At 40.2% G+C, this 15,015-nt stretch carries 13 protein-coding genes and 1 tRNA gene; 7 read left to right on the top strand and 7 right to left on the bottom strand.

Annotated features, from left to right (window positions below; translation table 11 throughout):
- Nucleotides 1-112 precede the first annotated feature (112 nt).
- The 4 genes from IF202_RS08890 to IF202_RS08905 all read right to left on the bottom strand — a co-directional run bounded on the left by IF202_RS08890 (nt 113) and on the right by IF202_RS08905 (nt 3,853).
- On the bottom strand, nt 113-697 hold the full coding sequence (locus tag IF202_RS08890) for a TetR/AcrR family transcriptional regulator (protein ID WP_191594512.1): 585 nt from the start codon (nt 695-697) through the stop codon (nt 113-115).
- Between the two features lie 122 nt (nt 698-819).
- Nucleotides 820-1,677 carry a glutathione-dependent disulfide-bond oxidoreductase gene (gene yghU / locus IF202_RS08895; protein ID WP_191594513.1) on the bottom strand — a complete coding sequence of 286 codons (858 nt, stop codon included), beginning with the start codon at nt 1,675-1,677 and terminating at the stop codon, nt 820-822.
- Nucleotides 1,678-1,830: 153 nt separating this feature from the next.
- Entirely contained in the window at nt 1,831-2,382 is a 552-nt protein-coding gene (locus IF202_RS08900; protein ID WP_191594514.1) for a carboxymuconolactone decarboxylase family protein, read from the bottom strand.
- A 256-nt stretch (nt 2,383-2,638) separates the two neighbouring features.
- Nucleotides 2,639-3,853, bottom strand: a complete 1,215-nt coding sequence (locus IF202_RS08905) for a flavin monoamine oxidase family protein (protein WP_235963380.1) — start codon at nt 3,851-3,853, stop codon at nt 2,639-2,641.
- A gap of 277 nt (nt 3,854-4,130) precedes the next feature.
- Between IF202_RS08905 and IF202_RS08910 the strand changes: the two genes are divergently transcribed.
- Both IF202_RS08910 and rep read left to right on the top strand, forming a co-directional pair.
- The gene (locus IF202_RS08910) at nt 4,131-5,048 is read left to right on the top strand and encodes a bile acid:sodium symporter family protein (RefSeq protein WP_191594515.1); all 918 of its coding nucleotides are present in this window, start codon (nt 4,131-4,133) and stop codon (nt 5,046-5,048) included.
- 176 nt (nt 5,049-5,224) lie between these two features.
- Complete coding sequence (gene rep / locus IF202_RS08915; protein WP_191594516.1) at nt 5,225-7,273, top strand: DNA helicase Rep; 2,049 nt, start codon at nt 5,225-5,227, stop codon at nt 7,271-7,273.
- A 27-nt stretch (nt 7,274-7,300) separates the two neighbouring features.
- On the opposite strand, the gene IF202_RS08920 is transcribed toward rep, so the two are convergent.
- Nucleotides 7,301-7,633 (bottom strand): c-type cytochrome, encoded by a 333-nt coding sequence (locus tag IF202_RS08920; RefSeq protein WP_191594517.1) that lies wholly within the window; start codon nt 7,631-7,633, stop codon nt 7,301-7,303.
- 225 nt (nt 7,634-7,858) lie between these two features.
- On the opposite strand from IF202_RS08920, the gene IF202_RS08925 reads away from it, so the two are divergent.
- Nucleotides 7,859-7,935: transfer RNA gene (locus tag IF202_RS08925), tRNA-Arg, on the top strand.
- A 512-nt stretch (nt 7,936-8,447) separates the two neighbouring features.
- Here IF202_RS08925 and IF202_RS08930 read toward each other — a convergent pair.
- Both IF202_RS08930 and IF202_RS08935 read right to left on the bottom strand, forming a co-directional pair.
- On the bottom strand, nt 8,448-8,900 hold the full coding sequence (locus IF202_RS08930) for a hypothetical protein (protein WP_191594518.1): 453 nt from the start codon (nt 8,898-8,900) through the stop codon (nt 8,448-8,450).
- Nucleotides 8,901-8,919: 19 nt separating this feature from the next.
- A complete protein-coding gene (locus tag IF202_RS08935) occupies nt 8,920-11,004 on the bottom strand; it encodes a TonB-dependent receptor (RefSeq protein WP_191594519.1) in 2,085 nt (694 codons plus the stop codon).
- A 177-nt stretch (nt 11,005-11,181) separates the two neighbouring features.
- Here IF202_RS08935 and IF202_RS08940 point away from each other — a divergent pair, with 177 nt between their 5' ends.
- The 4 genes from IF202_RS08940 (at nt 11,182) to IF202_RS08955 (ending at nt 15,015) form a co-directional block, all read left to right on the top strand.
- Nucleotides 11,182-12,096, top strand: a complete 915-nt coding sequence (locus IF202_RS08940; RefSeq protein WP_235963426.1) for a heme/hemin ABC transporter substrate-binding protein — start codon at nt 11,182-11,184, stop codon at nt 12,094-12,096.
- 3 nt (nt 12,097-12,099) lie between these two features.
- Nucleotides 12,100-13,158, top strand: coding sequence for a FecCD family ABC transporter permease (locus IF202_RS08945; protein ID WP_191594521.1), 1,059 nt, complete (start codon nt 12,100-12,102; stop codon nt 13,156-13,158).
- A gap of 26 nt (nt 13,159-13,184) precedes the next feature.
- Nucleotides 13,185-13,979, top strand: coding sequence for a heme ABC transporter ATP-binding protein (locus IF202_RS08950; RefSeq protein WP_191594522.1), 795 nt, complete (start codon nt 13,185-13,187; stop codon nt 13,977-13,979).
- 136 nt (nt 13,980-14,115) lie between these two features.
- The gene (locus IF202_RS08955; RefSeq protein ID WP_191594523.1) at nt 14,116-15,015 is read left to right on the top strand and encodes a helix-turn-helix domain-containing protein; all 900 of its coding nucleotides are present in this window, start codon (nt 14,116-14,118) and stop codon (nt 15,013-15,015) included.

The following is a 15,015-nucleotide window of genomic DNA, read 5'->3' on the forward strand; positions in this document are numbered from 1 at the left end:
GTTTATCCTTGTGATGCCCGTTCCGTGCAGGCATTGGTTGTAAGTTGAAATGTTGAGTTATAAATGGAAGTGCTAGGCTAAAAATGGAAGTGCTGGGCGATACGTTGACGCGTTAGCTCAGCCCTGCAAATACATCATCGATCAGCTTTTCGATGGCTTCTAGATTGTTTGTTGCTTGTACATAGGTTTTTAAACCCATGATTTGAACCTGTAAATAACGAGCTAATTCAGCTGGTTTTTTATCTTCGCTGATTTCTCCGTTATCGATCGCTTGTTGGAAGATAAGAGCAAAAGAGCTTTCCACACTTTCTAAAATAGCCGTTGCGCAGGCAAGTAAATCTGGATTGTCGTCCTGTGTTAGTTCCGCGACACTTTTGACTATCATGCACATGCCACTGGGGACAGTGTCTTTGTTGCACAGCGTCACATTGCGAACAAATCGTTTCAAACCGCCTAGCGCTGTTTCTTCTTGCGCCATACTGTTGGCAAGCTGATCAGAACCTTCTTGTGCATAACGATTGAGTGCTTCTTTAAACAAATTTTCTTTGCTGCCAAAAGCTGCATAAATGCTACCGGGGCGCATATCTATGACGTCTTGCAGGTTTCTCATGGACGTTGCGTGATAGCCTTTTTCCCAATAGAGATTTTTGGCTTTTTCGATCACGTCGTCGCGATTAAATTTTGTTTGTTTACTCATGGCTCATTTTTTACTGGTGACTTTTTAGCTTGGAGAAAGCCTTAATAAAGCGTGTCTGAAAAATGAAAAGCCAAGTAACAGTCAGATTACTGGCTTTTCACTTTTTCTATTATCTTTAGGTTTTACTCAGGTTTCAGTGCTAACACTTTATCAATGTCAGCCGCGCTGTGACGATTTGGAACTTGTTCCCAAGGTTCACCCCAGCTCCGGTTAACAATACGACCGCGTTGTACGGCTGGACGGGCTTCGATTGCCTTCGCCCAACGTAAAACATGGGTGTACTCTTCTACTTGAAGGAACTCTTGTGCATCGTAGACGTTGCCGAGAACCAGATTGCCATACCAAGGCCAAGTAGCAATGTCGGCAATACTAAACTCGTCACCAGCAAGGAATTCGTGTTTCGCTAATTGCTTGTTTAAAACATCCAATTGGCGTTTGGTTTCCATCGTGAAACGGTTGATCGGATACTCAAATTTTTCTGGCGCATAAGCGTAAAAGTGCCCAAAGCCGCCACCTAAATAAGGTGCTGATCCGTGTAACCAAAATAACCAGTTCATTACTTGTGTGCGTTTAACGCCACTTTCTGGCAGCAATGCACCAAATTTTTCAGCAAGGTAGACCAGAATAGAAGCGGACTCAAAAATAGGTTCCGCACTGCCATTCGCTTTATCTACAAGTGCTGGGATTTTGGAGTTGGGATTGATCTCTACAAAGCCAGATGAAAACTGATCACCTTCACCAATATTAATAAGGAAAGCGTCGTATTCTGCGTCTTTTCCTAATGCTAAAAGCTCTTCCAGCATGATGGTGATTTTCTGGCCATTTGGTGTTGCTAATGAATGCAGCTGTAAAGCATGGTCACCAACTGGCAATTTTTTTTCATGAGTCGCGCCTGATGTAGGGCGGTTTACACTGGCCCATTTACCGCCACTTTCAGCATCATGAGTCCAGACTTTTGGTGGTGTGTATTGGTTTTCCATTATCATCACTCCTAAAGATGTTGCGTAAGATTATTAGATTTTATCAAAAAATTGACGCAGCTAATAAACGAAAACTTGTCTCTTCAATAATAGAAGAAACAAGCTTGTTTCGTGTATTTCTATTCGTGTGTTTTAGAGCTTATTTCTTAGAGCTTATTTTTTAGACCAAGCGAAAGATTCAAACATTGGGTCTACAGGTGTTTTCGCAACATGGTTAACGTAGTTGCTAATCACTTTCTGAGACAGGCCAAGGATGACTTCAAGAACTTGCTGTTGTGCGTAGCCCGCTGCGAAGAATGCTTTTAGATCGTCTTCAGAAACATTGCCACGATTGCGAACAATGCTCAATGTGAAATCATGAAGCGCTTGTAGCTTCGCTGTTGGCATTGCTTCGCCATTGCGCAAAGCATCCGTTAGTGCCGCATCCACTTTCATTGAATGAGCAATAGCTGTGTGTGCTGGAACACAGTAATGACATTCATGTTCAACATTAATGGTTTGCCATACAACGGTTAACTCTTCTGCATTAAAAGAAGAATTTGTGAATTGCTCATTTAGAAGGTTGTAAGCTTTAAGAGTGCTTGGTGATTCAGCCATTGTACCTAGAAGATTAGGGATAGTTCCCATTTGAGCTTTCGCGCCTTCTAAGATGGCTTTGCTGTCTGCTGGAGCGGATTCGATTGTGTGGATTTTGAAGTTTGACATAAATAATTCTCTCTACTTATCTAAGTTGAAATTTGTTCAATCGGAACTTTTGTTCCTTGAAGTTGCGATCACTATAGATTCAGTTGAACACTTGTTCAATGTTTATTTTGAGCAATCGTTCAAGTAATGTGTAAGCTTTATGATAGTTATCTTTTAAAAAGAGAAAACGTATTTAGTTGTATTAAACGAGGTGTTTTTTAATGGAAGTAGCCGGCTTGCTGATTAACAAACAGTAAGTCGGATTTAATACCGCTTTTTACTTTTCAGCCTGCGTCGTCTGATGGATATATTCTGAAACGCCTGCTGTTGCGGCTTCAATCGCACCTGCAACATAACCTGGAAATTGAGCGGACCATTCACTGCCAATCCCTATTAATTTTCCTTGCCACGGACTGTCTGTTGCCATCATTTCTGGCGCGCTGCCATGATGACCTGCTTCATCAAAATCAAGAGATGTTGCTGTAAATGGATCCTGAGCCCAGTCTTTTAATACGGTTAATTTGGGCGTTGAGGCTTGGTCTCCAAATAATCGAATAAGTTGATTCAGGCAGTGAGCTTTTAGTTGGTCATTCGTTAGGCTTTTACGAGCTGTTGCTGGAACGCCGATAAAACCAAATAGGGCAGCACTTTCGTTTGGCATAGAAGCATCGTGAATCTCTACCATGGGACCGAGTCTGCTTTGAGCGCTTCCAGACAATCCTGCTTCTCGCCAAAATGGCGTATCGTAAACCGCGATATATTTTGCATGCCCTGCCATCCATGTTGCCGTGTTACGCCACTGGCTTGCTAAAGAGCTAGGCAGTGCGGGAACGAAATCAATATTGTTCTCAACCAAACGAGGTGGTATTGCTAATAGAACATATTGCACAAACGTAGAATGTATAACATCTGGGTCTGCTGTGTCTTGAAAGCAGATTTCTATATTCTTGTTTGTTTTTTGAATGGAAGAGACTGTTTTGCCAAGCAGAATCTGAGTGTTACTAAGCTTTGAGTGGAGTTTGTGAATCAGTGCTTCCATGCCACCTATTAATCGTATTGATGGTGGAGAAGTTGCGTATCCTCTCATTACAACGGGTGCTTCATGAGGTGAGCGCTCAATAACCATATTGCCAGTGTCATATTGGTTAAAACGTTCTAGCTCCAATTCTGCAATTAATGAATCCAATTGGTGTTGGAAATCTGGCCAAAACCAAGTAGGGCCAAGATCAACCTTATCTGTAGCTGATGCACCGTCTGTAGTTGATGCGCTGCCTATAGAAGCACTGCTGATACGTCCACCCAAAACATCGCGAGCTTCCAGCAGAACGTAATCTGTTATGCCTTGCTGCTCAAGTAAATACGCGGCATAGAGACCGCTGAGTCCACCGCCAATAATGGCTATTTTGTTATCCGTCATTTTGATGTCTCGTGATTCATATTTTAGAACGTATTTATTCAGTAAAGCGTGATTGTCTTGTGCTGATATCAGCATAACGATCTTTTAATAGGCGTCGCCAGTAATTTCTATTAATGCATTGGATTCGTCATGATTCTTTCTTAATTTGATAAAAACTATTTTAACCGTTTTCATTTCGTTACAATCTTGTTCCCATTTTATGGCTTATGTTTGAGATCTCTTTTCTCATGCGGTCGTTTGTTCAAAACCATCGTTAATAATCTTGAGTGGACTAATAATAATTAATAAACATTGCGCATTCGGTTTGGTTGATTAAGGTCAAATTCGCGTCGCATAAATGGAGTTTTATATTATGGTTATCCAGCTTTTTCCTCTTTGGGCAATCTTGCTTTCTGCACTTGCTTTTTTTCAGCCAGATTTATTTGTTGGGCTAAAAACACAAATCGTTCCATTACTTATGGTTATCATGCTAGCCATGGGTCTTACCTTACATCCAACGGATTTTAAAAAAGTATTAAAAAGCAGCAAGGCTGTTGGTGTTGGTGTATTACTGCAGTTTTTAGTCATGCCTATTACTGCATTTGGTATTGCGATGATATTTGGTTTTGATACGGAATTGACGATCGGTATGTTACTAGTAGGTAGTGTTGCAGGCGGAACGTCGTCCAACATTATGTGTTATTTAGCAAAAGGTGATACAGCCTTGTCGATTTCTATGACAGCTATTTCAACCTTAATCGGTGTGTTATTAACACCTTTTCTTGTGTCTTTGATGATCGGGAAAAGCGTCGATGTTCCTGTGATATCTATGTTGATTAGCTTGTTTAAAATTGTATTGCTTCCTGTTGCCGCTGGTGTGGTGATTAATACGCTTTTTTCTAAGCTTGTTCGTAAAGCTGAACCGATTTTTCCATACATTTCTATGTTTGCGATTGTGTTGATTATTGCGATCGTTGTAGCGTTAAGTTCTTCTAAACTGGTTGAAGTGGGATTAATCGTTGCCGCAGCCGTTATTCTACATAATGCGATTGGCTTGACTCTGGGTTACTGGGTAACTTACTTGTTAGGTTTTGATGCTAAAGTTTGCCGTACTATTGCCTTTGAAGTAGGTTTGCAAAACTCAGGATTGGCCGCTGCTTTAGCAGTTAAATTTTTTACGCCTATGTCGGCTTTACCAGGCACTCTTTTCAGTGTGTGGCACAACATCTCAGGCTCTTTGTTGGCGAGTTATTGGAGTCGTCGACCAATTACTAAAGATACCTCTGAATAAAATCTATTAGACTCAGTAAGTAAAAGGGATGCCGTTTGTGCATCCCTTTTTTATTTTTGCCTTTCGTTGTTGTGTTTTTTTAGGGTGAATCCATCTCGTTCTGTTCGTGCTAGCCGAATAAATGTCGGGTACACTTAGTTGTATTTTCTAATCCTCTTTTTATCCCGAGTCTTTTCATGAGTGAACCGCTTCCATCCATATCTCAACGTCTTCGTAGTTTGAACGAACGTCAATTAGACGCCGTTAAACAGATCGATGGACCTTTGCTTGTATTAGCCGGGGCAGGTTCAGGAAAGACCAGTGTAATCACCACTAAAATCGCCTATTTGATTCAAACCTGCGGTTATAAAGCCAACAGTATTATTGCCGTAACCTTTACCAACAAAGCCGCCCGAGAAATGAAAGAGCGGGTTGTGAGTATTTTGTCCAAGCAAGAAAGTAGAGGCCTGAGCATCTCGACCTTCCATAATTTGGGTTTACGTATTCTTCGTAAAGAATACAGACTGGCTGGTTTAAAAGAAGGTTTTACTTTATTCGATTCTCAAGACTCGTTTAGCTTAATCAAAGAGATTTTAGATAAAGAATTTAACGGACAAACTGATTCCGCGGCTTATTGTCAAAATACGGTTTCGAATTGGAAGAATGACCTAACCACACCACAAGAAGCCATGACCAATGCGGACACAGAAGAGTACTTATTGGCGGCGCAAGTCTATGCACAATATCAGCGTTATTTGCGCGCTTACAACGCGGTAGATTTTGATGACTTAATACTCTTGCCTGTTAGTTTATTGATGGCCAATGAAAATTTGCGTGAACGCTGGCAGAAGAAGGTTCGTTATTTGCTGGTGGATGAGTGCCAAGACACCAATGGCAGCCAATACGAATTGATCCGCTTGCTTGCAGGTTATCGTCGCTGCTTCACCTTGGTAGGAGATGATGACCAATCGATTTATGCATGGCGTGGTGCTCGACCTGAAAACCTTGAACGCTTGTCTGTTGATTACCCGAATTTAAAACTTGTCAAACTAGAACAAAATTATCGTTCAACAAAAACCATTTTGAAAGCGGCTAATACCCTGATCGCTAACAATCCCCACGTATACGACAAAGCCTTGTGGAGTGATCTTGGTATTGGTGACCCGATACGAGTCATGGTGACACGAAACGAAGATTCAGAATCAGAACGCGTTGCGGCTGAAATTCAATCTCGGCATTTGCGGCATGATATTCCATATCGTGATTTTGCTATCTTGTATCGAGGCAATCACCAAGCGCGCTTATTAGAGATTAAGTTACAGGCTTATCGTATTCCTTATAAAATGAATGGCGGTACCTCGTTTTTCTCTCGAGCCGAAATTAAAGATTTAATGGGGTATCTTCGTCTTTTAGTGAATCCGTCAGACGATAACGCTTTCTTGCGAGTTGTGAACCTGCCGCGCCGAGAGATTGGTCCTGCGACATTAGAAAAAGTTGGTAACCTTGCCACTGCACATGGCGTCAGCTTATTTGAAGCGTCAGGTTACAAAGAAATTGAAGAAGAGATCACAGGGCGCTCGTTGAAAAGCCTACAAGAATTCGAACGTTGGATGTCTACTTTACGCAAACGTTTAGAAGGCGCTTCCCCCGTACCTGTGATTGAACAAATGATTCATGACATGGATTATTACGGCTGGATTCAGGAACAAACCTCATCGACCAAGGCGGCTGAACGTCGAATAGAAAACGTACGTTTCTTATTAGATTCTATCCAACGCATGATGGAATCCGCGTGGGAAGAAGATGAAACAGCAGGCTTAGATCAAGCCATTAGTAAGCTTCTATTGATTGATATGCTAGAGCGTCAAGAAGAAGATGAAGACGAAGATAAAGTACAGCTACTGACGCTCCATGCTTCAAAAGGTCTTGAATACCCTCACGTTTTTTTAATCGGTTGTGAAGAAGAACTTCTCCCTCACCGTAACAGTATTGAAAACGACGATATAGAAGAAGAGCGGCGACTGGCGTATGTTGGTATCACTCGCGCTAAGAAAACCTTATGCATTACCATGGCGGCTAAACGTCGACAATACGGTGAAGAAATCGACTGTCTACCGAGTCGATTCTTGGATGAATTACCAGAAGAAGATCTTATTTGGGAAGGGCGAGGTGATGAAGGAGAAACGGCTAAAAAAGAGCGAGGACAAGCTTCTTTGTCAGCGTTAAAAGCGATGTTAAATGACTAACGAATGACCCAATAAAAGCCAAACGAATTAGTTTTGGCTGTTGTCTATTATGTATTGGATAGCACCTTGTATTTCGTCGTCATTACAATCAAAACACAAACCTTTTGGCGGCATGGCATTAATGCCGCTAGTCACATTAGCTAATAACGTTTCCATACCTTTTTCGATATGTGATTGCCAATCTGCTTTGTCACCAAACTTAGGCGCACCAGCAACACCGCTCATATGGCAGGCAATACAATAGGTATTAAACACCTTATCACCAGAACGTTCCGCTAATACAAAACTGCTGGAACCCATAGCGAAAAAAGCAAGAACACAAACTGCTATCTGACTGAAAATAACCTGTTGGAACTGCATGTCTAAACATTCCTTATGGAAATAAAGGAGGAAAAAGTAAAAAAGAATTATCCTCGACTTCCTCAACAAGGTAAATGACATAAGCAGATATAAAAATACCGGTTATCTGATACTTTCTGTGATTAATCACTGGAAACCTGCGTGTATTCCATTAGAATACGCACTCCAATTCCACTTGGCTTTGTAGCTCGTGAATCGAACTACAACACATAAAGCCACAGTCATGCGCCCGTAGCTCAGCTGGATAGAGCGTCGCCCTCCGGAGGCGAAGGCCGGAGGTTCGAATCCTCTCGGGCGTACCATTTATTTTACTTTCTAAAAATGTAAAGTGCATATCTCGACACTTCATAGCTACTCACCATTTTCAATCACGTTACTCTCTTTTTTGTGTTTTTTTCTCTTTGTGATCAAGAAATGAAATGAATGATTTTCTGCAAAAGAAGGGGGCAATGAAGACTTGGAGAATTATAAAAAATAATAGAAGAGCGTAAAAAACATTCTGAAGTAAAAGAATGTCCCGAGAACCTTGGAAAATTCAGCACCATAAAATGGTGTAGTGATCGAGATACAATAACTATAGCCACTTAATAAAAATAAGAACACTACGATTAATTCAGGCTGGATTTTTGTACTTTCTTAATGTACTCGGTGATGATTTTTCGACGCTTTTTGGCCGTGACCAACAACTCTTCTTTAATTTAGTCTTTTGTTGACTCATTTAAGTCATAACTTAGTTATAGAAAGATAATAGGAACAATCCCCTATGAGTAATCTAATAGGGGATTTTGATATCTGACGATCTTGCTTAATATTGTTATAGAGCTTCAATCATTTTTTTTACTGCGCTCTTCCAATCTCCTTTAATTCCAGATAAATCAATGTCATCGGGTGACTCACTAAGCCATATAAATGCTTCTTCAAGTGAAGGGAAAATACCACCTGGAATTCCAAAGACCTTGGGTACATTCATTTTGCTCATACGATGATATTGATCAGGAGGAACAATAATTGACATACTTTTCACTAGAGTATGAAACTTTATATCCGCCCCTTTTTTCATCCATTCTAGTGTCGCTTTACCGACACCAGAAGCTTGCTCAAGAGAGGCTTTATCTGCATAAAACCTAATGACATGGAAAGGTTCGTTTCTCTCAAACCAGGTATTCCAACCTTCTAAAGATTCGATGTGTTGTTCAAAGGTTAACTTTTCTTGTGCGATTGTTAGTGCCAAAGGCCAATGAGTTTGATCGAGTGTTAAAGAGCCCATTCTCGTTCCTATTACCGTGTTAAAACTGATACTGAATACCAACTAAGAAAGTTCTCGGCTGCAGTAGCACTGCTGAATCTGCATAAGCAGAATCTGAATCTGAGCGTTGATAGATCACTGCATCGTTATCAAATAGGTTATCTATACTGGCAAATAACATAGCGTTACCAATTGTGTAGGAAGCTTTAGCGTTAGCGACAACATAAGCGTCTGTTTCTGATTCAGATTCGTTTGATAGGTAAGTGAAATAACTGTCGGAGTAACGTAGATTCAAATTCGCTTGCCATGCATCTTTATGCCAATTCAAATTGAGACTAGATGTAATGGTCGGAGCAGTAACGAGTTCATTGCTTTCTAAGCTTGTGTCCTCCGAAAATTTAGCCACTTCCGTATTTAATAATGCTACGGTGCCTGAGATTGTGAATTGATCAGAAATAAATACGGTTAAGCCTTGCTCAAATCCCCAGGTATTTACTTTGTCAGCGTTCACAATGGAATACGCACTATCATTACCCCAGTCGCCAGTTGTGCTGTAGGCCAGTTGTAGATTATCGTAACGAGTATGAAACAGATTCTGTGTGCTACTAACACGTCCATCTAAAAGTGTTTGTCGTCCATAAATTTCATAAGTCCAAGAGGTTTCTTCTTCGAACTCATAGTCATTAACCGCATAGGTGCTGGAGTCAAGTGTCCAACCCGCTCCGCCGGCATTATAGCCTTTGGATATTTGGGCCCCCCAGCTGTTATTTTTTGATTGGTGCCAGTTGATGCCAATTTTAGGTAAAAATTCTGAATAATCTTCATTGTGGCTAAAGTCGTCAGCTGTTACGCCACTACTGTAGGCACCACCATTACGTTTTCTGGATTCTTGCTCGTAACGTAAACCCAACGACAAGGCTATGTTTTCTGACAAGACGAAAGAGCCTTCGGTATAGGCGCTGAAAGTATCTGTATCGTCTTCATAATGCAGGTCTCCTACACTAAATAGTTCTGAAAATTGCTCTTCTCGTGCGTTGTAATAATAGAGCCCTGCCACGGCATTCAATTTTTCATCATCATAATAGATTTGAGGTTCTAAGACATATTCACGGGTATCAATAGTGGTATTTGTTTTGTCCACTTCGGTTGTACGAGTGAAGTCTACATCTGTTACTGATGCATTTAACTTGAATTGAAATGCAGATGTAAGGTCTTGAGAATAATCCACAGAAACTGAGTTGGTTATAGGATTATGTCGAGGCTGATTAACGGCGTTTGAAACCTTATCTTCATAGGGTTCAGAAATAACTTCGTTAGCTGGACCAGAGTAATCGGTATGCGATAAGCCTATTAGTAATCTTGCATTATTGTCTGTTTCAGGAGCAACAAGAAGTTTGCCTCGGATATTAACACTTTCATAAAGACCAGGTTTGTCTACACCATCATAAGCCTCATACTCAACCGAAGAACTTTTTCTTGTCCAATCTGCGACAAGACGAAAAGCAATAGAGTCTTCCGTTATTGGTCTATTTACGACGGCAGATAATTGCTGAGTATCGTAGTTTCCAGCGGCTACTCGCAAAATAGTTTCATCTTTAAATAGCGGGTCATTTGTTTTTATATTTACGGTGCCAGCCATTGCGTTTCGACCAACTAGAGTGCTTTGTGGGCCGCGTAATACTTCTACTGTATCGATATCAAATAAATTGATATCACTATATGCCACTTCATTGAAAGACATGGGTCTATTGTCTACTTCGTAGCTTAATCTCGATCTACCTCCGGCATAAAGGGCAATTGCGTTTTGAGCAGCACCAGTACCGTCAATACCACGTACCGTAGCGACAGTGCCTGTTCCGTCTGTTACAGATACATTAGACGTTGCTTCTAATACATCTTTAACAGTCGTCAATCCAGCCTGATTTTCTAGTGTGTTCTCGTTGAATATTTCAACACTTTCAGCACTGTCTAATATTGATTGATCGAGTAAACCAGCGTTTACAACAATGGTATCCAAAGTAAAGGTTTTATCTGACAGAGTTACGCTATTTTCTTCTGCTCTTGCTGTTTCTGAGGTAAGGATGAGCGGTAAGCATAGCGTTATGAGTGCAGTATTTTTGAGCATTAATGGCATCTCCAATATTAATGATAATAATTATCATTAATATTAAATAGATAGTTAGTCTCAAGCTACTCCATAAGTGTTTAAAATACTCCATAAGCGGGACTGATATTGAGATATCGTTGACATACTAATAGTAATGGTTATCATTTATTTTTTTGATTTACTGGATTAAATGTGATGGTGCATCGGTTATTATTTATAAGCTGTTTTATTGCTTTGACTAGTTCTGCGGTTAATGCAGTTACTCCTGAGCGAATCGCCGTTGCTGGTGGCTCTATCACCGAAATCATTTATCGCCTTGGGGAGCAAAGTCGTATTGTTGGAGTGGACTCTACGAGTAACTTTCCTGAAGAGACTAAAAAATTCCCTCAATTAGGTTATGTCCGAAACATTTCTGTAGAAGGTGCTCTTTCTTTAAACCCTGACTTGCTTCTAGGGGAGGAGGATGCAGGGCCTACTAAAGCACTTAAGCAAATAGGCTCGATCGGCGTAAAAATAGACATAATAGAAAAAGATAACACAATTAAAACGTTGCAAGAAAAAGTTATGTACATTGCGAAGTTACTGGGTGTTGAAGACAAAGGTGATGTGCTTTTAGAGGATATGCAAATTGACCTTGATGCCCTTGCTTACGCTAAGCAACACCTTCCTGAATCGGCAAAAAACACACCACCTAGAGTGTTGTTTTTCCTCACACTTGAAAACGGCGCTCCCATTGCTTCTGGTCGTGCTACACCTGCTCACACTGTGGTTGAAGAGGCGGGCGCAATAAATGTATTGGCCGATTATGAAGGGTGGATAAAGCTTTCTCCAGAGTCCGCATTGGAATTAAATCCAGATGTAATTATTGTTATGAATCGGAGACAAGATACATTTAAGCAAATGGACAACCTTCCTCACTTCAAATATATGAAAGCAGTGAAGAATAAAGCTGTTTATATAATAGATGGTATTTATCTCCTTGGTTTTGGTCCCCGCACACCTCAAGCAATTGTTGAATTAGGTACTGTGATTCATAAGGATTTCCCTTTGCCAGAGGGCTATGAGTTTCGTTACCCGCGAGATGATCTGCCATCAATGGTAGAGCGCTAAGTCATGCAAGAAGTTTTAGCTTTGAATAAGCAAAGAAGAAAACGACAGATTATGGCGATCCCTTTTACTTTGGGGTTACTGTTTTTTTCAGCATTATTAGCCATAACTATTGGTGCTGTCTCTATTTCAATGAGTGATGTCCTATCTTATTTTAGCCATGGTTTTTCACTTGAGCATAATTCATTAAGTACACGAATTTTATTTGAAATTCGGTTGCCCAGAACTTTATTGTCTCTTGGCGTCGGTGCTGCTCTTGGTATATGCGGTGCTGCCATGCAGGCGCTTTTTAGAAATCCATTAGCCGACCCTAGTTTAATTGGTGTCGCTGGTGGTGGTGCTTTAGGAGCCGTAACTGTGATTGTTATAGGCGACTCTATTTTTCCTCAAGTCATGGATCTAGTTGGTTCTTATGCTCTTCCACTGGGAGCCATGCTTGGTTGTCTTGGTGTTTGTACGATTATTTACAGAGTGAGTAATCGTCAAGGCCAATTCACCATTATTACTTTGTTGTTATCTGGCATCGCAGTAAATGCGATTGTTGGTTCTTTTATTGGTATTTTGACATTAGTCAGTAGTGACAGTGAACTTAGAGAGCTTACTTTTTGGACAATGGGAAATTTAGGAGGAAATGGTTGGTCATTAATATTACCTGTATTGTTTTTAATTTCTATCAGCCTTGTTGGTCTTAGTCGGCTGGCTAAGCCTCTTAATCTGTATTTACTTGGCGAAGCGCAAGCTCAGCACCTCGGTGTTTCTGTGTCAGGGCTCAAGAAACAAGTGTTTCTGTTTACTGCTATTGCTGTCGGTGCATCAGTATCTATTAGTGGAATGATTGGTTTCGTTGGTTTTATTGTTCCTCATTTAGTAAGAATTATTATTGGTCCAGATCATCGTTTTCTTTTTCCTGTCAGCATGTTGCTCGGAGCGAGCTTTTTAACTATCACTGATGTGATTGCACGTGTTGTTATTATCCCTGCAGAGCTTCCTATTGGCTTGGTTACTAGTGCATTAGGTGGTCCTTTCTTTTTATTCGTTTTATATAGACAAGCAAGTCGATATTAATATTTTAGATTTAAAGGAAACTTGTTATGAGTGTTGAAATACAATCATTGTCTGTCACTATTAATAATAAAAACCTGCTAAACAGCATTGATTTAACGATTAAGCCCGATGAGCTCACTGTGCTTATTGGCCCTAATGGAGCTGGAAAATCCACATTATTGAAATCCTGCTCTGGTGACATTCTCCCAACTAGTGGCAATATACTTATTAATAAAAAGCCTATTGGTTCGTTCACTCCTGTTCTATTAGGGAAAACCCGAGCCGTCATGACTCAGTCTTATGAAATTGGGTTTGGTTTTACTGTGATGGAAATCGTTTCAATGGGCTGTTCCATATATGAAGAGCAAGTGTCTAAACTGAAAAAACAAAATATTATTTCTGAGGTGATGGATTTCATGGAAATAGGTCACCTGTCGGAGCGTACTTTCATTACTCTATCAGGTGGAGAGCAACAGCGTGCGCAACTTGCTAGAGTGCTAGCACAATTGTGGATGCCTTATGAACAAGAAGAAGCGCGCTATCTTTTCCTTGATGAACCGACTTCAAGTCTCGATGTGTTTCATCAATATCATGTGTTGTCCTTAGCCAAAGAACTTACAAAACGTAATATTGGTGTATTGGCAGTGATTCATGATCTGTCCTTAGCGGCTAGTTTTTCAGATCAATTAGTTTTAATAAATAACGGAAGTATTGTAACGAAAGGCAAGCCTGAAAAGGTTCTACAACGCTCATACCTTGAAAATGTGTACGGTATAAAAGCAGAATATTTTCACCATTCAGCTGGAGTCAAGCCCTCTATTTTAATGGATCTGAATCAATAAACAGTAGAAATAGAATACATGTCATCTTATGTTGTCGATAATCATTCTCATTAATGGTATTCTGTTATTCAACATTATTTATTCTAATAATAGACCGAAGTATTGTGCATAATCAGGATACTTCTAGGTGAGATGAATGCTACATCAGTTAAAAAACAATACATCAAAGACTGCATTAAATGACTTGAATAGTCGAATGTCTGATTTAGGAGGGGTTCCGTCACTTTCTATTTCAGATAAAAAAGGAAGTCTTTTATTAGCGCATGCTGATTTTGTTGCGTCTGAGGGTAACTTTTCAGTGAATCCTTCACCATTTCTAATGCTAAACCTTTGTACTGGACATATAGGACGTATGAAAAGAGAAGGGGATGGGCCGTCTTTGGAAGGTGTATTGCGACCAGGAACCGTTGCTTTAGCATTACCCAAAACGATTGCTTCGGGTTATTGGCCTACAACTCAAATGTTAGGCATTGCTATTAACCTTGATAAATTCATATTAGAAAATGAAGGCTCGATTAATGTAGATAACCTTATTCCTGCAGCATCCAAACTTCATAATGATCCATTGTTAAGTGCGGTAATGACCGCATTATGGAGAGATGCAGAAGTACATGGATTATCAGGCGCATTTTTTGAACAAGGCATCAATACATTATTAAACAGACTGATAGATTTCAAACCTAAAAAAACACAGCAGCCAATAGTTTATCCATTAAATAGAAGAAAATTAGAGCGGGTTTTAGATTTAATAGAAAGCCGACTTAGCGATGATATAAGAGTAACGGAATTAGCTGATTTAGTAGGGCAAGATGTTCGTTCTTTTACTCGCTCATTTCAGGCATCAACAGGTTTTGCTCCATATGCCTACTTTACTATTCGAAGAATAGAATATGCGAAACACCTTTTAACTAGCACATCCGTTTTTATCACAGAGATAGCATTACAAGTTGGCTACGCTAACCCTAGTAAATTCTCTGCAGCTTTTCGGCGGATTACAGGTTTCACACCTAATTTTTGGCGGAAAAAAAGTATGTAA

It is taken from the genome of Marinomonas colpomeniae, assembly GCF_014803385.1.
Classification (GTDB): domain Bacteria; phylum Pseudomonadota; class Gammaproteobacteria; order Pseudomonadales; family Marinomonadaceae; genus Marinomonas; species Marinomonas colpomeniae.

Bases quoted from the DNA above. Each gene is read 5' to 3' on its own strand.
- IF202_RS08890 (WP_191594512.1), bottom strand. From the start codon at position 697: ATGAGTAAACAAACAAAATTTAATCGCGACGACGTGATCGAAAAAGCC.
- yghU (WP_191594513.1), bottom strand. From the start codon at position 1,677: ATGGAAAACCAATACACACCACCAAAAGTCTGGACTCATGATGCTGAA.
- IF202_RS08900 (WP_191594514.1), bottom strand. From the start codon at position 2,382: ATGTCAAACTTCAAAATCCACACAATCGAATCCGCTCCAGCAGACAGC.
- IF202_RS08905 (WP_235963380.1), bottom strand. From the start codon at position 3,853: ATGCTGATATCAGCACAAGACAATCACGCTTTACTGAATAAATACGTT.
- IF202_RS08910 (WP_191594515.1), top strand. From the start codon at position 4,131: ATGGTTATCCAGCTTTTTCCTCTTTGGGCAATCTTGCTTTCTGCACTT.
- rep (WP_191594516.1), top strand. From the start codon at position 5,225: ATGAGTGAACCGCTTCCATCCATATCTCAACGTCTTCGTAGTTTGAAC.
- IF202_RS08920 (WP_191594517.1), bottom strand. From the start codon at position 7,633: ATGCAGTTCCAACAGGTTATTTTCAGTCAGATAGCAGTTTGTGTTCTT.
- IF202_RS08930 (WP_191594518.1), bottom strand. From the start codon at position 8,900: ATGGGCTCTTTAACACTCGATCAAACTCATTGGCCTTTGGCACTAACA.
- IF202_RS08935 (WP_191594519.1), bottom strand. From the start codon at position 11,004: ATGCTCAAAAATACTGCACTCATAACGCTATGCTTACCGCTCATCCTT.
- IF202_RS08940 (WP_235963426.1), top strand. From the start codon at position 11,182: ATGGTGCATCGGTTATTATTTATAAGCTGTTTTATTGCTTTGACTAGT.
- IF202_RS08945 (WP_191594521.1), top strand. From the start codon at position 12,100: ATGCAAGAAGTTTTAGCTTTGAATAAGCAAAGAAGAAAACGACAGATT.
- IF202_RS08950 (WP_191594522.1), top strand. From the start codon at position 13,185: ATGAGTGTTGAAATACAATCATTGTCTGTCACTATTAATAATAAAAAC.
- IF202_RS08955 (WP_191594523.1), top strand. From the start codon at position 14,116: ATGCTACATCAGTTAAAAAACAATACATCAAAGACTGCATTAAATGAC.